Below are 19,250 nucleotides of genomic sequence, written 5' to 3'. Positions count from 1 at the left end.
GCCCGGCACTCTAGTCCAGGGCCGCACTGCCGGATCGGCCCAGCAGCCGCATCCCCTGGTAGATGACGATCGCCGCGACGGAGCCCAGCGCGATGCCGGTGAAAACGACCTCCCCGAGCGACCAGGTGAAGTCCGCGATCCCGATGATCAGCGGCACCGCGGCGGTGAGCTGGTTGATCGGCTGCGAGAAGTCCACGCGCGCCTGCACCCAGATCCGCACGCCCAGGATCCCGACGAGGCCGTAGAGGGCCGTCGTGATCCCACCGAGCACACCGGGCGGGATGGACGCGATCACGGCCCCCACCTTCGGCGACATGCCGAGCAGGATCGCGGCGACACCGGCCACCCAGTACGCGGCGGTCGAGTAGACGCGGGTCGCGGCCATGACGCCGATGTTCTCGGCGTACGTCGTGGTCGCGGAACCGCCGCCCGCACCGGCGAGCACCGTCGCGAGGCCGTCGGAGGCGAGGGCGCGCCCCATCACCGGGTCGTAGTCCTCCCCCGTCATCTGCGCGACCGACCGCACGTGCCCGACGTTCTCCGCCACGAGCACGAGCACCACGGGCAGGAACATCGGCAGCACCGCCCAGGAGAACGACGGGGCGTGGAACTCCGGCAAGCCGACCCACGACGCGGCGGCGATCTTCGAGGTGTCGACCTCGCCGCGGAAGGACGCCACGGCGTACCCGATGAGCACCGAGGTGAAGATCGCGAGCCGGCCCAGCATGCCCTTGAACAGCGCCAGTGAGGCGATCAGGCAGACCAGCGTGATGGTGGCCGTGACGGCCGCCTTCTCGTAGTTGGCCTTCGCCGCCGGCGCCAGGTTGAGCCCGATCAGCGCGACGATCGCACCCGTCACCACGGGCGGCATCAGCCTCTCGATCCACGCCGTCCCCGCGACCTGCACCACCGCGCCCACCAGCATGAGCAGCACACCCACCGCGACGATCCCGCCGAGCGCCGAGCCCATCGAATGCGAGGCCGTGGCCGCGGTGATCGGCGCGATCACCGCGAAGCTCGACCCCAGGTAACTGGGCAGCCGGTTCCCGGTGATCACCAGGAACAGCAGCGTCCCCACGCCGGAGAACAGCAGCGTCGTCGCCGGCGGGAAGCCGGTGAGCACGGGCACCAGGAACGTGGAGCCGAACATCGCCACGACGTGCTGCACGCCGATGCCGAGCGTCTTCGGCCAGCTCAGTCGCTCACCGGGACCGACCACGTCCCGGTCGTCGGCGCCGCCCTCGGAGATCGGGGTCCACCCGAATGTCGTCATGGCGGGCAATCATGCATGAGTCACCGTCCGAGCACGGCGTCCAGGTGGTCGTTGGCGAAGACCCGGTCCGGGTCGAGCTCGTCCCGGACGGCCAGGAACTCGTCGAAGCGCGGGTAGGCGGCGCGGAAGAACTCGGCGGTGCGGGTGTGCATCTTGCCCCAGTGCGGGCGCCCGCCGTGGTCGATCATGATCCGCTCGACCTCGGCGAAGTAGTCGCTCGGCTTGTCCCGCACGTACCGGTGCGCGGCGATGTACCCGGACTGCCGGCCCGACGCGGTGGAGAGCATCAGGTCGTCGGCGGCCGCGACCCGCACCTCGACCGGGAAAGTGATGTTCCAGTCGTGCTTCTCGGTCGCTGCCTTGACCTCGCCGAACGCGGCCATCGTGTTCTCCAGCGGCACCGCCCACTCCGTCTCCCGGAAGCGCACCGACCGGTCGGTGGTGAGCACGTTCGCCGAGTAGTCGATCTCGGTGTGCTCGGAGAGCATCGACGTGGCGAGCGAGACCAGCCGCGGCGTCAGCGACGGGACCGCGCGCCCCGCCTCGCACACGGCGAGCAGCGCGCCGGTACCGACCACCTTGTCGTCGACGAACCGGCGCACCGCGCCGATCGGCCTGCGCTTGTGGTCCCCCGGGCGGCGGACCTGCGACTTGGTGAGCGCGACATCGGTCCCGGGGAACCAGAAGAACTCGAAGTGGTCCACCCCGCGCACACGCTCGACGAACCCGTCCATCGTCTCCGCCAGCGGCAGCGGGGCTTCCGTGGCCTCGAGCACGAACCGGTCCACGCACTGCAGGGTCACCTCGACCAGGATGCCCAGCGCGCCGAGCCCGAGAGCGACGGCCTTCAGGCGCGGGTCCCCCTCGCCGACGGTGACGATCTCCCCGGTGCCGGAGACCAGGGTCGCCCCGACGACCTGCGTGGCGATGCCGCCGAAGCCGAGGCCGGTGCCGTGGGTGCCGGTCGAGATCGCGCCGGCGACGGTCTGCCGGTCGATGTCGCCGAGGTTCGCCATCGCGAGGCCGTAGGGCTCGAGCAGGGCGGGCATCTCGTACAGGCGCGTCCCGGCGCGCACCGTCACCCGCTTCGCATCGACGTCGACGGTGACGAGGCCGCTCTGGTGGTCGGGTGCGAGCGCGACGTCGCGCGGCGCGGCGATCGGCGTGAAGGAGTGCCCGGCGCCGACGGCCTTGACGGTGCCGCCCCGCTCGCGGGCGCGTTCGACGGTGCGGACCACGTCCTCGATGCTGCCCGGGCGGGAGACGTACGAGGGGAAGGCCGACGCGGTGCGTCCCCAGTTGCGCCACTCGCCCACTGTTCCGGTCAGCTGATCCAGCCCCGGGATCCATTTGTTCACAGGAAGCACTTCCCCTCACCGCGGTAGGTCGGGACCGTGGCGTGCACGGCACCGTCGGAAACGATCACCAGGTCGTCGGCGTGCTCGGCGGGTTCCCCGGCCTTGGTGTGCCGGAACCAGACCCGGTCGCCGAGCGAGATCCGCCTGGCGCGGTCGCCCGTGAGCGGGGTCTGCACCTCGCCCGCGCCCTCCCGCCCGGTGAGCGAGAGCCCGTCGGGCCACACCGGCTGCGGCAGGCGGTCGGTGCCCGCGGCGCCGGAGGCGATCCAGCCGCCGCCGTGGCAGGTCACGGTCTTCTCGTCGGGACGGCGCACCACGGCGAGACCGAAGCCCATCGCGGGAGCGGGCCGGAAGTGCGAGTAGTCGTCGAAGAGGTGCGGGCCGTAGAGGCCGCTGCCCGCGGCGATGTCCGTGACGTTGGGGTCCTCGGCGTTGCGCTCGAGGGAGCCGGTGCCGCCGCCGTTGACGAACTCGAGGTCGGCGATGCGGCGCAGGTCCGTGAGGATCTCGCTGCGGCGCGCGACGAGCTCGTCCCAGGACGCGCGCTGCATGGTGCGCAGCAGCGCGCCGGCGCCCGGCCGGTGGATGCTGAGGTCACCGACACCCGCGATCTGGGCGTCGTAGGTCATCACGCCGACGAGGCGGAATCCCTTGCGCCCCGAGACCGTCGCCGCGAGGACCGCGGCCTGGGCGCGGTTGCGGACCGGGGACCGGCGCGCGCCGATCGCGCCCAGCGCGGGTGCGTGGTAGGCGGCGTCGACGTCGATGCAGACGCGCAGTTCGGGTCGGCGGCTCGGCGGGGCCGCGGCGTCGATGAGGTCGAGCTGTTCGGCGTCGTCGATCATCAGGGTCACGCGCATCGCCGCCGCCGCGTCGGCGGCCAGCGCCGCGATCGCGCCGAGGTCGGCGCTCGGGTACGCGACCAGGACGTCGGTGCAGCCCGGGCGGGGCGCGCCGGTGTGGTCGACACCGTCGACGGCGAGCCAGTGCGCCTCGGCGACATCGTAGGCGAGGACGCCCGCGTACCCCGGCACCCGCAGCAGCGCATCGAGCACGGGCCGGGAGCGGATCGATTTCGAGGCCACCCGGATCGGCTTGCCCGCCGCCCGCCGCAGCATGTCGGCGACGTTGTACCGCAGCGCGGCGAGGTCGGCGGCCAGGATCGGCGCGTCCAGGCCGTGCGTGGCCGCGTCGATCGTGGCCCAGTAGGAGGCGGGGTCGAGCTCCCACTCGCGGTCGGGCGGCGACGGCGCCGCCAGGTCCAGCTCGCCCGCCCCGGTCGTGGTCGCACCCGGTCCGTTCCCCGTCATGAGCACCGATCGTACGTGCGGAGGCCGCTGCTCAGCGCGGCGCGGGCCCACGCCCCCGGCGTAACATCCGTACGGGCAAGCACATCCACCGCCCCGACGAGAGGAAACCCTTTGAGCACGCCGTTCACCGGACCCGCCTTCACGCTGACCGACGACCTCGCGGCCACGACCGATGCGCTGATCGTGGGCGTCTTCTCCGCGGAGGGCGACGGGGCGGCGATCACGCTCGACGGCGGGGTGCCGGAAGCGGCACGCGGCCCGATCACCGACGCGCTGGCACTGCTCGGCGCGGAGGGCAAGGCCGGTGAGGCGGTGCGCGTGCCCGCCCCGGCCGGAGCGGGCATCGGCGCCACGACGGTGCTGGGTGTCGGGCTCGGCGCGCGCGATGCGGTGACGCCGGAGACGGTCCGCCGGGCCGCGGGCGTCGCGGCGCGCGCGCTCGAGGGCGCGGCCGCGGCGGCCACCACCCTCTCGTCGCTCGACCTGGCGGCCACCGTCGAGGGCGCCTTCCTCGGCGCGTACCGGTTCGCCGAGTTCCGCTCCACCTCCGCACCGAAGAAGGCGACGCTGGGCGCGCTCGCGCTGCTCTCCTCCCCCGCGTCGGAGGCCCTCGCCGAGGAGGCGCGCGGCACCGTCGAACAGGCCCGGCTGACGGCCGCGGCCGTCTCGCTCGCCCGCGATTTCGTCAACACCCCGCCGAACGTCCTCTCCCCCGGCGAGTTCGCCGAGCGCGCGCAGCGCCTCGGCACCGAGGCCGGGCTCGAGGTCGAGGTCTTCGACGAGCAGTACCTGGAGGCGAACGGCTACGGCGGCATCGTCGGGGTCGGCAAGGGCAGCTCGCGCCCGCCGCGCCTCGTGCGCCTGCGGCACGTCTCGGGGGTCGACGGTGCCCGGCACGTCGCCCTGGTCGGCAAGGGCATCACCTTCGACACCGGCGGCATCTCCATCAAGCCGGCGGCGGGCATGGAGCAGATGACCTCGGACATGGGCGGCGCCGCGGCGGTCATCGCGACCGTGATCCTGGCCGCGCAGCTGGGCCTGGGGGTGGACGTGACCGCGACGGTCCCGATGGCCGAGAACATGCCCTCGCACACCGCCCAGCGCCCCGGCGACGTGCTCACGCAGTACGGCGGCACCACCGTCGAGGTGATCAACACCGACGCCGAGGGCCGGCTGATCCTGGCCGACGCGATCGTCCGCGCCTGCGAGGACGGGCCGGACTACCTGATCGACACCGCGACCCTCACGGGCGCGCAGATGGTGGCCCTCGGCACCCGCACCCCCGGCGTGATGGGCACCGACGACTTCCGGGACCGCGTGGCGGAGCTCTCCCGGTCGGTCGGCGAGAACGGCTGGGCGATGCCCTTCCCGGAGGAGCTGCGCGCCGACATCAACTCGCGCGTCGCCGATCTGGCGAACGTGAGCCCGCACCGGTGGGGCGGCATGCTCACCGCGGGCGTGTACCTCAAGGAGTTCGTGGCCGACGGGGTGCAGTGGGCCCACATCGATGTCGCGGGCCCGGCGTTCAACACCGGCGGCCCCTTCGGGTACATCACCAAGGGTGGTACGGGCGTCCCGGTTCGGACGATGCTCGCCGTGCTTCGCGACATCGCGCAGCGCGGTTGACGTCTCGCACTCTGGGAGTTACCCGTGAGTAAGCCCCCAACCGCCCCGCGGACCCGGGCCCTGAGGGTAGGGTCTGGAGTCGGCGGAGGCCACCAGCCGAAGCCCGCGTCAGCTCGTATCACAGCAGATAACCGATCCTGAGGAGTCAGAGGAAATGGCCTTCTCCGTCCAGATGCCGGCACTCGGCGAGAGCGTCACCGAAGGCACCGTCACCCGGTGGCTCAAGCAGGAGGGCGACACGGTCACCGTCGACGAGCCCTTGCTCGAGGTCTCCACCGACAAGGTCGACACCGAGATCCCCGCTCCGGCATCGGGTGTGCTGCTGAAGATCCTCGCCCAGGAGGACGACGTGGTCGAGGTCGGTGGCGACCTCGCCACCATCGGTGAGGCCGGCGAATCGGCTCCCGAGGCCTCCGCGCCCGCCCCGGCCGCCGAGCCCGAGCCCGAGCCGGCTCCCGCGCCCGCCGCCGAGGAGCCCGCCGCACCGGCCGCCCCCGCCGCGTCCGGCGCTCCGGCCTCCGGCACCGAGGTGAAGATGCCCGAGCTCGGCGAGTCGGTCACCGAGGGCACCGTCACCCGCTGGCTCAAGAGCGTCGGCGACGAGATCGCCGTCGACGAGCCGCTGCTCGAGGTCTCCACCGACAAGGTCGACACCGAGATCCCGTCCCCGGTCGCCGGCACGCTGCTGGAGATCAAGGCCGACGAGGACGATGTCGTCGCCGTCGGCGGCGTCCTCGCGATCGTCGGTTCCGGCGCTCCCGCGGCCCCGGCCGCCCCGGCGCCGGCCCCCGAGCCCGAGCCCGAGCCCGAGCCTGCCAAGGCACCCGAGCCGGCTCCCGCGCCCGCCGCTCCGGCTCCCGCGCCCGCCCCGGCCGCCGCCGCACCGGCGGCTGCCCCCGCGGCTCCGGCCGCGTCCTCGTCGGACTCGACCCCGTACGTGACCCCGCTGGTGCGCAAGCTGGCAGCGGAGAACAACGTGGATCTGGGCACGGTCAAGGGCACCGGCGTCGGTGGCCGCATCCGCAAGCAGGACGTGCTCGCGGCGGCCGAGGCCGCGAAGGCCCCCGCGGCCGCTCCGGCTGCCGCCCCCGCCGCTGCCGCACCGGCGGCGGCCCCGGCGCCCGCGGCCCCCAAGGGCGCGCGCCCCGAGCTGGCGGCGCTCCGCGGCACGTCGCAGAAGACCAACCGCATCCGCCAGATCACCGCGAAGGTCACCCGGGAATCGCTGCAGAACGCCGCGCAGCTGACCCAGGTCTTCGAGGTCGACTTCAGCCGGATCGTCGCGCTGCGCGCACAGGCGAAGGCCTCCTTCAAGGCCAACGAGGGCGTGAACCTCACGTACCTGCCCTTCATCGCGAAGGCGGTCATCGAGGCGCTCAAGGTGCACCCGAACGTCAACGCGTCGATCAGCGACGACTTCAAGGAGATCACCTACCACGGCGTGGTGAACCTCGGCATCGCCGTCGACACCCCGCAGGGTCTCCTGTCGCCCGTCATCAAGAACGCCGACGACCTGTCGCTGGCCGGCCTGGCCCGCGCCATCGTGGACCTCGCCGAGCGCACCCGCAACAACGCCCTCAAGCCCGACGAGGTGTCCGGTGGCACGTTCACCATCACCAACATCGGCAGCGAGGGCGCGCTCTTCGACACCCCGATCCTGGTCCCGCCGCAGGCGGCGATGCTGGGCACCGGCGCGATCGTCAAGCGCCCCGTCGTGGTCAAGGACGCCGCGGGCACCGAGTCCATCGGCATCCACCCGATGGCCTTCCTGCCGCTGACCTACGACCACCGTCTCATCGACGGTGCCGATGCGGGCCGCTTCCTGACGACGGTCAAGCACCGTCTGGAGGAGGGCGCTTTCGAGGCCGATCTCGGCCTGTAGCCGCTCGCCCGACCTGGAACGACGGGTCGCCCCACCCCGGGGCGACCCGTCGTTCCGCGTTTGACGGGACGGGCGTAGCGTCGATGCCATGCCCGCACGCTCCGCCCGCGCAGACTCCGCCCCGCTCGTGGTCGAGGACCTCGGCACCGTCGGCTACCAGGAGGCCTTCGACCTCCAGCACGACCTCGCGCACCAGCGCGCCGACGGCGCCATCGGCGACCGGCTGCTGCTCCTGGAGCACCCGCCCACGTTCACCGCGGGCAAGCGCACCGAGCCGCAGGACCTGCCCACGGACGGCAGCACCGTCATCGACGTGGACCGCGGCGGCAAGATCACCTGGCACGGTCCCGGCCAGCTCGTCGGCTACCCGATCATCAAGCTCGGCTCCGCGATGGACGTCGTCGACTACGTCCGCCGTATCGAGCAGGCGCTCATCGAGGTCTGCCGCGGCCTGGGGCTCACGGTGGGCCGGGTCGAGGGACGCTCGGGCGTCTGGTTCCCCGCCGACGGTGCCCGCCCGGAGCGCAAGGTGGCCGCGATCGGCATCCGCGTGGCCCGCGGCGTGACCCTGCACGGCTTCGCTCTCAACTGCGACAACACGCTCGGCGGCTTCGATGCGATCATCCCGTGCGGCATCCCCGATGCGGGCGTGACGACGCTGAGCGCGGAGCTGGGCCGGGACGTCACCGTCGGCGAGGTGCACGACGCGGTCGTCGACGCCGTCCAGCGCGCGCTCGACGGTGACCTGCCCGTCACCGACGAGTCGCTGCACGCCGCCGATCACGCCTGATCGGCCGGACGACGTCACACTCGATGTGACCCACACCACTCTTCGGTCGCTCTGCGGCGGACCCCACATCGGGAAGCACTAGGCGCCGCTCCCTGATAGAGATACGGTCTGTATCTATCAGTCCATCATTCGTGGACCACGGCCGGACCTCCTCCGGCGGAGCGGAAGGCAACCGTGACCGGCGCCCGTACTGATTCCGCAGCGACGCAGCCCTCCTTCACCCGGCTCGGGCGATTCTGCGTGCGCTACGCGGCGTGGATCCTACTGTTCTGGGTCGGCCTAGCCGGCGTCCTCAACGTCGCGGTGCCGCAGCTCGAGGTCACCGTCCACAAGCACTCCGCACCGTTCATCCCAGGCGACCTGCCCGGCGTCGACGGCCTGCGCGCCATGGCCCAGGAGTTCGGCACGCCGTCGTCCACCGCGCAGGGCAACGTCATCGTCGCGGCCGAGGGGAGGATCGGCCCCGAGCAGGAGCAGTACTACCGCGCCCTCACCACGGCCCTCGAGGCCGACAAGGAGCACGTCGCCTATGTCATCGACACCTTCGGCAAGCCGGCCGCCCGCGAGGTGGGCCTGAGCCCCGACGGTAAGGCGATCAACCTGCTCGTCGCCGAGGTCGGCGACATCGGTTCCACCCGGGCGCAGTCGAGCACCGAGGCCATCCGCGCGACGATCCGCTCGATCCCCGCGCCGGCTGGGACCACCGTCGAGTTCACGGGCACCGCGCCCACGCTCTCGGACCTGTTCACCGCGATCGACGCGTCGCTGCTGGTGATCACAGCGATCTCGGTGGTGCTGATCATGGCGCTCCTGCTGGTCACGTACCGCTCGATCGGCGCGGCGCTGGTGCCGCTGCTGACCATCGGGCTCTCGCTCGCCGTCGCGCGGCCCATCGTCTCGCTGCTCGGCGAGCACGAGGTGATCCCCGTGTCCAACTTCTCCATCGCGATCATGACCGCGATGGTGCTGGGCGCGGCCACCGACTACGCGATCTTCGCCGTCGCGGGCTACCACGAGGCGCGCCGCGCCGGCGCCCTCTCCGACGAGGCCGTGGTCGCCGCGTCGACCCGCGTGGGCCGCATCATCGTGGCGTCCGCGCTCACCATCGCCGTGGCCAGCGGCGCGATGATCTTCTGCAAGGTCGGCATCTTCGTCACCGCCGGACTGCCGACGACGATCTCGATCGCCGTCACCTGCCTCATCGCGCTCACCCTGCCGCCGGCCCTGCTGCGCTACCTCGGCGCGCGCGGCTGGGTGGAGCCGCGGCCCGGCACCGAGAAGCGCTGGCGCCGGATCGGCGCGCGTGTGATGCGGCGGGCCGTGCCGCTCTCGGCGGCCGCGCTCGTCGTGCTGCTCGCCGCCGCGGCGGTGCTGCCGAGCATGGTGATCGGCTTCGACGAGAACCGGATGCAGCTACGGGCCACCGACTCCCGGACCGGCTACGAGACGGTCATGAAGCACTGGGGCGTCAACGAGGCCGTACCCGAGTTCCTGCTCATCCGCGCCGACCACGACATGCGCAACACGCACGACCTCGCCGCCCTCGAGTCGATCGCGATCGGGGTGTCGAACCTGCCGCAGGTGGCCTACGTCCGGTCGATCACCCGGCCCGACGGGAAACCGATCCCCGAGTCGGCCGTCGGCTACCAGACACAGTTGGTGGCGAACGGTCTCGGCGACGCGAACCGCCAGCTCAAAGAGGCCTCGCCGCAGCTCAAGGCGCTCGCCTCCGGCGTCGATCAGCTCAACGCGGGCGCGGGCGAGGCGTCCCGCCGGGTCCCGGAGCTCGTCGCCGGCACCCAGCGCGTCACCGGGCTGGCGTCCGGCGTGCTCGACGCGCTGACCTCGGCCCAGCAGGCGCTCACCACCGCGAGCGGCGGCACCGTCGATGTGAACGCCGCGACCGCCCTCCTGCGCAGCGCGGTGACCACCCTGACCACCGCCGCCGACGCCGTGCGGACGGCGCAACAGCAGAACGCCGGGATCGGCGAGGTCTTCGGCCCGCTCGTCGGTCCGGCCTCCCCCGCCTGCGCCGCCGACGCGAACTGCACCGCCGCGCGCCGGGCCTTCGCGGATCTCGACCGCGCGACGTCCGGGCGCGCCTCGACGGCGGTGCGCGCGGCCACCGTCGTCCTGCCCGCCGGCACGACGGACCGCGCGGCGACCGCCCTCGCCCAGGCCGACGATGCGCTCGCCCGGCTGCAGGGCCTGCTCAAGGGTCTCGGCGGGCTCAGCCCCGAGCAGGTCAAGGCCCAGCTCGCCGAGCTCAATGCCGGCGTCACCCAGCTCTCCACCGGCCTCGCCCAGTTGAGCACGGGCCTCGGGAAGGTCAAGACGGGCACCGACCAGGTGGTGGAGATGACGGGCCGCCTCCAGGAGGGCCTCGGCACCGCCGCCGACTACCTCACCGGGCTCAGTGCCGGCACCACGGAGGGACCCGGCCGCGGCTTCTACCTACCCGCGCAGGGGCTGCAGTCGGATCGCTTCGTCGAAGGCTCGCGGGTGCTCATGTCGCCCGACGGCAAGTCCGCCCGCATGCTCGTGGTGTGGGGCATCAACCCGTACTCGGACGAGGCCCTCAACACGGCGCCGTCGATCCCCGACGCGGCGCGGGCAGCGGCGCACGGAACCGTGCTCGAGTCCGCGACGATGGACGGCTTCGGCCTGGCCTCGATCTCGGCGCAGATGCGCGCGCAGGTGCTGCGCGACTTCCTGTTGTTCGGCCTGGTCGCGGTGATCGGCGTCTTCCTGGTGCTGTTGGTTCTGCTCCGCTCGGTGATCGCTCCGCTGCTCATGGTGGCCACGGTGGTGCTCTCCTTCGCGGCTGCCGCGGGCGCCTCGGTGCTGCTCTGGCAGCACGGCCTCGGCATCCCCGTCGACTGGTCCGTGCTGCCGATCGCCTTCATGGCACTGGTGGCGGTGGGCGCCGACTACAGCATGCTGTTCGCGGACCGCATCCGCGAGGAGGCCGCCGGGGATTCGACGGTGCGCGGCGTGCTCCGCGCGTTCGGCACCACCGGCAGCGTGATCACCACCGCCGGACTGGTCTTCGCGATCACGATGTTCGCGCTCATGAGCGGCAGCGTGATCAACCTGCTGCAGATCGGCTCGACCATCGGCATCGGCCTGCTGATCGACATCGTGGTGGTGCGCACCGTCTTCGTCCCGGCGGCGATCACCGCACTGGGAGACCGCGTGTGGTGGCCGTCGAGGCCCTGACCGGCCCGGCCACCGCCGGACCGAGTCGTACCGAGGCGAAGCACAGCAACGCGGCGGCCAGCGCGAGGCCGGTGGCCACGGCGGTGAACCACGGTCCACCGACGACGAGCGCCCCGAGGACCGCGGTGCCCGACGCGACACCGGCGTTCGTGCACGCATTGTTCCATCCGAGCACCGCTGCGCGATGGTCGGGGTCGGCGGAGGAGAGGTACGTCTGCTGCGCGGAGAAGAACGCCCCGCCGCCGGCGCACCACACCGCGACCGCGGCGATGGCGACAGCGGGGACGGTGGCCGTGGTCCCCACCGCGACGCCCGCGGCGACGACGAGCGCGGCCCCCGCGGGCACCCAGGCCGGGTGGACGCCCCGCCGGGCCAGCAGGTCGACGAGCACACCGGTTCCCACCGATCCGATCATCGATCCAATCCCGACGACCAGGCCGACCAGGCCCAATGCGGTGAGGCCGTAGCCGAACCGCTGCGAGAGAAGGACTCCCACGTAGGTGTACGCGCCGAGCCGACCGGCCTGGAGCAGCAGTGAGGACGTGAACGCCAGTGCGATCCGGCGATCGTGCCACGGCGCGAACAGGCCGCCGCCGTGTGCGCCGGGCTCGACCGTCCCGTCCGACGGCAGCCGCGCGGCCATCACCGCGGCCACGACGAGCATCGGGAGGCCGATCAGCAGGTACGGCGCGCGCCACCCGAGGCCGGTCGCCAGGAAGGCGCCCAGCGGGACGCCGAGCACCTGCCCGCCCGCGTACGCGGCGGCACCCAGCGAGACGGCCCGGCCGCGTTGCGCGGGGGCGGCGTTCTCGGCGAGGTAGGCCCAGATCGACGGTGCGCCCAGCGCCGCGCCGAGCCCCGACAGCGCCCGCGCCGCGACGAGCAGGGCCAGCGACGGCGCGGCGTGGCTGAGCAGGTCCGCCACCGCGAAGACGGCCATCCCGGCCGCGATCGCGTGCCGCCGCGCGAGGCGGTCCGCGAGCCGGCCGAACAGCGGACCGGTGACGGCGTAGCAGAGGACGTAGGCGATGACGACGTTGCCCGCCGCGCCGGTCGAGGCGCCGAAGGCCCGCGCGATGTCGGGAAGCAGCGGGGCCACCAGGTTCATCTCGGCGCCCATGAGGAAGAAGACCAGGTAGAGGACGACGAAGACGCCCCACGGGGTTCTGCCCTGCACCATCGTCGCGCCTCCTCTCCGCATGAGATTAGATCATCAAATAAACCGGAGCCATCGCGCGTGACCCGCGCCACCGTCGGGCGGCGGGGCCGGGCGTAGCATGGACCGGGTGAGTACCCCGGAGAACCCCCGCAAGCTACTCCGCCTCGAGGTCCGTAACGCACAGACCCCGATCGAGCGCAAGCCGAACTGGATCCGCACGCGCGCGAAGATGGGCCCTGAATTCACCGAGCTCAAGGGCCTCGTCAAGCGCGAGGGCCTCCACACGGTGTGCGAGGAGGCGGGCTGCCCCAACATCTACGAGTGCTGGGAGGACCGCGAGGCCACCTTCCTCATCGGCGGTGAGCAGTGCACCCGGCGGTGCGACTTCTGCCAGATCGACACGGGCAAGCCGGCGGAGCTCGACCGGGACGAGCCGCGGCGCGTCGCCGAGTCGGTCCAGGCCATGGGCCTGCGGTACTCGACGATCACGGGCGTGGCGCGCGACGACCTGCCCGACGAGGGCGTCTGGCTGTACGCGGAGACGGTCCGGCAGATCCACAAGCTGAACCCGAACACGGGCGTCGAGAACCTGATCCCCGACTTCCACGCCAAGCCGGAGCTGCTGGCGGAGGTCTTCGAGTCGCGCCCCGAGGTCCTGGCCCACAACCTGGAGACGGTGCCGCGCATCTTCAAGCGGATCCGCCCGGCCTTCCGCTACGAGCGTTCGCTCGACGTGATCCGCCAGGCGCGGGACTTCGGCCTGGTCACCAAGTCGAACCTGATCCTCGGGATGGGCGAGACCCCCGAGGAGGTGACGGAGGCGATGCGCGACCTGCACGACGCGGGCTGCGACATCATCACCATCACCCAGTACCTGCGGCCGTCGCCGCGGCACCACCCCGTCGAGCGGTGGGTCAAGCCCGAGGAGTTCGTCGAGCACACGCAGGCCGCCGAGGAGATGGGCTTCGCCGGCGTCATGGCCGGGCCGCTCGTCCGCTCGTCCTACCGCGCGGGCAAGCTCTACGCCAAGGCCATGGCGCACCACGGCCGTCCGATCCCGGAGAACATGGCGCATCTGACCACGGAGGGCGACGCCGCGCAGGAGGCCACGTCCGTACTGGAGCGCCTCGCGGCCGCCGCGAAGTAGAACATTAAGCTGGGAGACATGGCACAGGACAAGGCAGCGGCCGACAAGCTCAAGGCGCAGAAGGCCGAGGCGAAGCGGGTACGCAGGGCCGCTTCGAAGGAACGTCGCAAGCAGATGTGGCAGGCGTTCCAGATGCAGCGCAAGGAAGACAAGGCGCTGGTTCCGATCATGGTCGGGGTGCTCGTCGGCGCCGTCGTGCTGGCGATCGCCCTCGGTCTCCTCATCGGCCAGCCCTGGTGGATGTTCCTCGTCCTCGGCCTGCTGCTGGGCGCGTTGGGGGCGTTCATCGTCTTCACCCGCCGGCTCGAGCGCAGCGTCTACAGCAAGAACGAGGGCCAGCTCGGCGCCGCCGGCTGGGCGCTGGACAACATGCGCGGCTCGTGGCGCGTGACGCAGGCGGTCGCCCGCACCACCCACGCCGACGCGGTGCACCGCGTGATCGGCAAGCCCGGCGTGATCCTCGTGGCCGAGGGCAATGAGGGCCGGATCAAGGGCCTTCTCGCGCAGGAGAAGAAGAAGACGGCACGGGTCGTCGGCCAGACGCCGATCTACGAGTTCGTCGTGGGCAACGGCGAGGGCCAGGTCCCGCTGCGCCAGCTGCAGAAGAACCTGAACAAGCTCCCGGCGAACATCAACGGCAAGAAGATCGACGAGCTCGAGGGGCGACTGGCGGCACTGTCCAGCCGCAGCGGCGGCGCGCAGATGCCCCGCGGCCCGCTGCCGCAGGGCGCCAAGATGCGCAGCGTGCAGCGCACCGTCCGGCGCAAGACCGGCTCGAACTGATCCCCTCGGGGCCCGCATCGCGGGCCCCGAGCCCGTTCCGGGGCCTTCGTCGGGTTGCTACCGGCTCTTGACGACGACGGTGCCGGTGGCCCGGTCCTGCATACCGCGGCCGTCCACGTCCTGGATGAGCGGCGGGACGATGAAGACGATGAGCAGATTGCGGGCGAGCGCGCGGACGATACCCACCCGCATCTGCGGGTTCTCAATCCGGGCGACCCGCAGGCCCGCGAAGAACTGCCCGGGCGTGAACCCGAAGAGGGTGACCGACAGGACGCCGACCACGAACCAGATCCCCAGCGCCAGCGTGTCGAAGGCCGTGGGCTCCCCACCGAAGACGCGACTCGGACCCATGATCGCCACGGCGATCAGCGCGGACGGCACCCAGTCCAGGAACAACGCGAGCACCCGCCGCCCCGACCCGGCGGCCGACCCGACACCGTCACGCGGGAGCCCGAGCGCCTCGCCCCGGTACTCGCCGTGCGAGCCCTCCGGCAGTGCCGCGGAGGCACCGGACAGCCATGAACCCGTTTCTCGACGCATGGCCCCAGGGTACGTGGGGCGGTCGATCCTCGATTCCGGAGAGGTCCGCCGATGTGTAACACCGCTGAAACATTGCGTTAGTTCTCGGGCAACACCTCGTCCATAACGTTCCATCTCGTAACCTCGGTGGTGGTGCGAGCGGTACGACCGCGAAGCCCCACCGCCGGACGACGAAGGAGCAAGTAACAGGTGTTCACTACCAAAGAGGAACTTCTCGACTACCTGAAGACGGAGAACGTCGAGTACGTCGACATCCGCTTCTGCGACCTGCCGGGAACCATGCAGCACTTCTCGATCCCGGCGTCGGCGTTCGACGACAGCGTCTTCGAGGACGGCCTCGCGTTCGACGGCTCGTCGATCCGCGGCTTCCAGTCGATCGACGAGTCCGACATGATGCTCCTTCCCGATGTCACGACCGCGCGCATCGACCCGTTCCGCGCTGCGAAGACGATGAACATCTCCTTCTTCGTGCACGATCCCTTCACGCGGGAGGCGTACAGCCGCGACCCGCGCAACATCGCGCGCAAGGCCGAGGAGTACCTGCTCAGCACCGGCATCGCCGACACCTGCTTCTTCGGCGCCGAGGCCGAGTTCTACATCTTCGACTCGGTCTCCTACGACTCGTCGATCAACGGCTCCTTCTACGAGGTCGACTCGATCTCGGGCTCCTGGAACACCGGCCGCCCCCTCGAGGAGGACGGCTCGCCGAACCTCGGCTACAAGGTCCGCGCCAAGGGCGGCTACTTCCCCGTCGCGCCGTACGACCACTACGTGGACCTGCGCGACAAGATCTCGACCAACCTGCAGAACGCCGGCTTCACGCTCGAGCGCGGCCACCACGAGGTGGGCACCGGCGGCCAGGCCGAGATCAACTACAAGTTCGACACGCTGCTGCACGCGGCCGACGATGTCCAGCTGTTCAAGTACATCGTGAAGAACACCGCGTGGCAGGAGGGCAAGACCGTCACGTTCATGCCGAAGCCGCTCTTCGGTGACAACGGCTCGGGCATGCACGCGCACCAGTCGCTGTGGAAGGACGGCAAGCCGCTGTTCTACGACGAGGCCGGCTACGGCGGCCTGTCGGACCTGGCGCGCTGGTACATCGGTGGCATCCTGCACCACGCCCCGTCGCTGCTCGCGTTCACCAACCCGACGATCAACTCGTACAAGCGCCTGGTGCCGGGCTACGAGGCCCCGATCAACCTGGTCTACAGCCAGCGCAACCGCTCGGCCTGTGTGCGCATCCCGATCACGGGCAACAACCCCAAGGCCAAGCGCATCGAGTTCCGCTGCCCCGACAGCTCGGGCAACCCGTACCTGGCCTTCGCCGCCATGATGATGGCCGGCCTGGACGGCATCAAGAACAAGATCGAGCCGCACGCCCCGGTCGACAAGGACCTCTACGAGCTGCCGCCCGAGGAGGCCAAGGGCATTCCGCAGGCCCCCACCTCGCTGTCCGCCGTGATCGATCGCCTGGAGGAGGACCACGAGTACCTCACCGCCGGCGGCGTCTTCACCGAGGACCTGATCGAGGAGTGGATCTCCTACAAGCGTGAGAACGAGATCGCCCCGGTCAACCTCCGCCCGCACCCGTACGAGTTCCAGCTGTACTACGACGTGTAAGTCGTAGGGACTCTCCGGCCCCGTATCGTCGTTCGACGGTGCGGGGCCGGCCTGCGTTCGGGGGCCCGACGGTCCCTCCTCCCCCGCGCCGCCGCGCGTATCGTCGAGGGAGAAGAGGAGGCGACGATGTTCGAGGTGAAACTCAAGGGCAACGACGTGGTGGACCGGTCGGGAGCCGGCCCACGCGGCCCGGAACGTCCACGGGTGAGCGCGACGCTCCCCAACGGCGAGGTGCTCGTCATTCCCACCGCGGAGATGAGCCGCCGGCAGGACGAGAAGAACCTCGGCGAGTCCTCGGCCCGCCCCGATCCCGAGTAGCCTCGTCGCAGCCCGCAACCCCCGCCCGTGCTCAAGCCGGGACCCTTGCCGCGCGGCTGCGGCGAACCGGTAGGTTCATATCCCATGTGCGCTCCCCGCTCCGTCCTCGTCGCCGTCACCGCCGTCCTCGCGACGGGGGCACTGACCTCCTGCGGCGCGAAGGATGCGGCCGCCGCCTGCCCGACGGGGGCGCCCAGCACCGCGAACTCCCCCGACTGGACCTACCAGGGGCAGACCGGCTCGATCGTGGTGACCGGCCCCACCGACACGGCGTCGCCGCAGATCACCGTCGAGAAGCCCTTCGCGGTGGAGCAGACCCACGTCCAGGCCTTCAACCCGCCCGGCGACGGTGCCGTAGTCGCGGACACGGCGACCGTCTCCGTCTGCTACCTCGGCGTGAACGGCCGCACGGGCGACCGTTTCGACAGCACCTACGACCGCGGCAAGCCCGCCTCCTTCCCTCTCGACGGCGTGATCCCGGGCTTCAAGAAGGCCATCGCCGGGCAGAAGGTCGGGACCACGGTGGGAGTAGCGGTCGGACCGATGGACGGCTACCCGTCTGGCACCCCAGACGGAAAGATCCAGGGCGGCGACACGATCATCTTCGTGGTCAAGATCCTCTCCGCGTCGTAGCCGGCCCCTTCCTGACCGCATCTACTGAGTTGGCGAACGCCGGTAACCGCGCCGGTGAACGTGAACAGATCTCAGGGATTCACCGGAGGCGCCGCCGACGCCACATGACAAGACTGGGAGCACAACCAACCAGGAGGCGTCATGCGCGTACTGTCCTTCGTCATCGGAGCCGTGGTGCTTCTCCCGCTCGCAGCGGTCGCGGTCATCTTCGCAGGCATCCGCTTCCGGATCCGCCCGGTCCTCGACGTCGTGCGCCGGATCAACCGGGACTTCACCAATCCGCGCGCCGTGCACGCCGCCGAGTCCACCGATTCGACGCGCACGGTGGTACGCCACGTCGGTCGACGGAGCGGCAAGGCGTATGAGACTCCCGTCGACGCGTTCGCCACGGACCGCGGCGCGGTGATCATCGCCCTCCCCTACGGCTCCGATACCGACTGGGTCCGCAACATCCGAGCGGCGGGCACCGTCGACCTGCTGCGGCACGGCGTAGCGATGACGGCGACCGATCCCCGGATCGTCGCCACTGCCGACATCGTCGGTGAACTCCCGCCCCGCGCCCGGCGCACGCTCCGGATGTTCGACGTGGCGCAGTGCCTGGAACTGCGCGTGGCATAGCCCTCACCGTCGCGCTCACCCCGGAAGGCTCAACCCACCCGCGCCAGCACCGCCAGGTGATCGGCACCGGAGATCTCATGCGTCGTGACATCCGCGGCACCGAGGCCGCGGAGCAGGATGTGGTCGATGCCGACCAGGGGCGGATAGGGCTTGTCGGTCGGGTAGGTGGGCGTGAAGCCCACGCCGGCGAGCTGTCCGGCGTCGCGGTAGCCGCCGCTCAGGAGCCGGCGGAACTGCACGTGATCGTAGGTCGCGTTGTAGTCGCCGAGCGCGATCACCGGCCGCGGCTCGGGCACGCCCTGCAGGAGGGCCTCGATCTTCTTCAACTCGTCCGCCCAGTCGGAGGGCACCAACGGCGGCACGGGGTGCAGCGCGAAGAGCTGCACATCGCCCCGGCCCGGCACCGCCGCGACGGCGGTGAGCGCGGCCAGCGCGAAGCCCGGCACCGTCGCCGTGCTCGAGAGCGGGTGCCGGCTGTAGAGCGCCGTACCGTAGGCGAGCTCGGCGGGGTGGGCGAAGGAGTGCGGTAGGTCCGTCGCGATCGTCGACGAGGCGATCCGCGCGACGGCGTCCGGGGTCGCCTCCTGCACCGCGAGGAAGTCGACCGCGTTGTCGCGCACCAGCTTCGCAAGCTGGCCCACGTCGCCGCGGCCCAGCTGGATGTTCGCGGTCAGCGCCGTCAGGGTCGCCCCGGTGGGCGCCGGCCCGCTCCGCCACAGCGGCGCCTGCACCCAGACCGCCGCGGCGGCCACGGCGATCGCCAGCACCAGCCGGAGGAAGGCCCGCGCGAACAGCAGGCAGACCAGAGCGAGGGTCAGCGTGCCGAGCAGCAGCACCGGCACCATCGCAGCAGCCGCAACGGTGGCCTTCTGCTCCCCCGGCCAGAAGTGCAGCCCGATCGTCGCGAGCGCGGCCAACAGCGAGAGCGTGCCGACGATGCTCGCCACGGTCCGCAGAATGATCCCCATGGG

Annotated in this window: 16 protein-coding genes; 10 read left to right on the top strand and 6 right to left on the bottom strand. The window is 71.4% G+C overall.

The features are described from left to right. Nucleotides 1-10 precede the first annotated feature (10 nt). From AC21LY_RS09565 to AC21LY_RS09555, 3 genes are read right to left on the bottom strand one after another with little or no spacing between them, the layout of a single operon-like run. Nucleotides 11-1,273: a uracil-xanthine permease family protein gene (locus AC21LY_RS09565; RefSeq protein ID WP_489046223.1), complete on the bottom strand. Its 1,263-nt coding sequence runs from the start codon at nt 1,271-1,273 to the stop codon at nt 11-13. Nucleotides 1,274-1,293: 20 nt separating this feature from the next. After that, nucleotides 1,294-2,631 (bottom strand): D-arabinono-1,4-lactone oxidase, encoded by a 1,338-nt coding sequence (locus AC21LY_RS09560; RefSeq protein ID WP_489046222.1) that lies wholly within the window; start codon nt 2,629-2,631, stop codon nt 1,294-1,296. Continuing rightward, the gene (locus tag AC21LY_RS09555; protein ID WP_489046221.1) at nt 2,628-3,941 is read right to left on the bottom strand and encodes an alanine racemase; all 1,314 of its coding nucleotides are present in this window, start codon (nt 3,939-3,941) and stop codon (nt 2,628-2,630) included. The genes AC21LY_RS09560 and AC21LY_RS09555 overlap by 4 nt, the downstream gene beginning before the upstream one ends. 111 nt (nt 3,942-4,052) lie before the next feature. Between AC21LY_RS09555 and AC21LY_RS09550 the strand changes: the two genes are divergently transcribed. The 4 genes from AC21LY_RS09550 (at nt 4,053) to AC21LY_RS09535 (ending at nt 11,458) form a co-directional block, all read left to right on the top strand. Beyond that, nucleotides 4,053-5,567, top strand: a complete 1,515-nt coding sequence (locus tag AC21LY_RS09550; protein WP_489046220.1) for a leucyl aminopeptidase — start codon at nt 4,053-4,055, stop codon at nt 5,565-5,567. 154 nt (nt 5,568-5,721) lie between these two features. Further along, nucleotides 5,722-7,449 carry a 2-oxoglutarate dehydrogenase, E2 component, dihydrolipoamide succinyltransferase gene (sucB, locus tag AC21LY_RS09545; protein WP_489046219.1) on the top strand — a complete coding sequence of 576 codons (1,728 nt, stop codon included), beginning with the start codon at nt 5,722-5,724 and terminating at the stop codon, nt 7,447-7,449. An 88-nt stretch (nt 7,450-7,537) separates the two neighbouring features. Beyond that, the gene (gene lipB / locus AC21LY_RS09540; protein ID WP_489046218.1) at nt 7,538-8,239 is read left to right on the top strand and encodes a lipoyl(octanoyl) transferase LipB; all 702 of its coding nucleotides are present in this window, start codon (nt 7,538-7,540) and stop codon (nt 8,237-8,239) included. A gap of 174 nt (nt 8,240-8,413) precedes the next feature. Then, a complete protein-coding gene (locus tag AC21LY_RS09535; RefSeq protein WP_489046217.1) occupies nt 8,414-11,458 on the top strand; it encodes an MMPL family transporter in 3,045 nt (1,014 codons plus the stop codon). Here the strand turns inward: AC21LY_RS09535 and AC21LY_RS09530 are convergent. After that, complete coding sequence (locus AC21LY_RS09530) at nt 11,415-12,638, bottom strand: MFS transporter (RefSeq protein WP_489046216.1); 1,224 nt, start codon at nt 12,636-12,638, stop codon at nt 11,415-11,417. The two genes, AC21LY_RS09535 and AC21LY_RS09530, sit on opposite strands and share 44 nt — an antisense overlap. 97 nt (nt 12,639-12,735) lie before the next feature. Here AC21LY_RS09530 and lipA point away from each other — a divergent pair, with 97 nt between their 5' ends. Both lipA and AC21LY_RS09520 read left to right on the top strand, forming a co-directional pair. Continuing rightward, nucleotides 12,736-13,764 carry a lipoyl synthase gene (gene lipA / locus AC21LY_RS09525; protein WP_489046215.1) on the top strand — a complete coding sequence of 343 codons (1,029 nt, stop codon included), beginning with the start codon at nt 12,736-12,738 and terminating at the stop codon, nt 13,762-13,764. Nucleotides 13,765-13,782: 18 nt separating this feature from the next. Next, complete coding sequence (locus tag AC21LY_RS09520) at nt 13,783-14,547, top strand: DUF4191 domain-containing protein (protein ID WP_489046214.1); 765 nt, start codon at nt 13,783-13,785, stop codon at nt 14,545-14,547. 57 nt (nt 14,548-14,604) lie between these two features. On the opposite strand, the gene AC21LY_RS09515 is transcribed toward AC21LY_RS09520, so the two are convergent. Then, nucleotides 14,605-15,087: an RDD family protein gene (locus AC21LY_RS09515; RefSeq protein WP_489046213.1), complete on the bottom strand. Its 483-nt coding sequence runs from the start codon at nt 15,085-15,087 to the stop codon at nt 14,605-14,607. Between the two features lie 189 nt (nt 15,088-15,276). Between AC21LY_RS09515 and glnA the strand changes: the two genes are divergently transcribed. The 4 genes from glnA to AC21LY_RS09495 all read left to right on the top strand — a co-directional run bounded on the left by glnA (nt 15,277) and on the right by AC21LY_RS09495 (nt 18,279). Then, entirely contained in the window at nt 15,277-16,710 is a 1,434-nt protein-coding gene (glnA, locus tag AC21LY_RS09510; protein WP_489046212.1) for a type I glutamate--ammonia ligase, read from the top strand. Nucleotides 16,711-16,836: 126 nt separating this feature from the next. Next, on the top strand, nt 16,837-17,028 hold the full coding sequence (locus AC21LY_RS09505) for a hypothetical protein (RefSeq protein WP_489046211.1): 192 nt from the start codon (nt 16,837-16,839) through the stop codon (nt 17,026-17,028). A gap of 84 nt (nt 17,029-17,112) precedes the next feature. Then, nucleotides 17,113-17,661 (top strand): FKBP-type peptidyl-prolyl cis-trans isomerase, encoded by a 549-nt coding sequence (locus AC21LY_RS09500; RefSeq protein WP_489046210.1) that lies wholly within the window; start codon nt 17,113-17,115, stop codon nt 17,659-17,661. Nucleotides 17,662-17,802: 141 nt separating this feature from the next. Further along, a complete protein-coding gene (locus AC21LY_RS09495; RefSeq protein WP_489046209.1) occupies nt 17,803-18,279 on the top strand; it encodes a nitroreductase family deazaflavin-dependent oxidoreductase in 477 nt (158 codons plus the stop codon). Nucleotides 18,280-18,308: 29 nt separating this feature from the next. Here the strand turns inward: AC21LY_RS09495 and AC21LY_RS09490 are convergent, their stop codons facing one another. Next, nucleotides 18,309-19,247 carry an endonuclease/exonuclease/phosphatase family protein gene (locus AC21LY_RS09490; protein ID WP_489046208.1) on the bottom strand — a complete coding sequence of 313 codons (939 nt, stop codon included), beginning with the start codon at nt 19,245-19,247 and terminating at the stop codon, nt 18,309-18,311. Between the last annotated feature and the right edge of the window lie 3 nt (nt 19,248-19,250).

This window comes from Tsukamurella sp. II2bb, from assembly GCF_057815145.1.
Note: the sequence above shows the minus strand (reverse complement) of the source record. Positions and strands in the feature narration are given on the sequence as shown.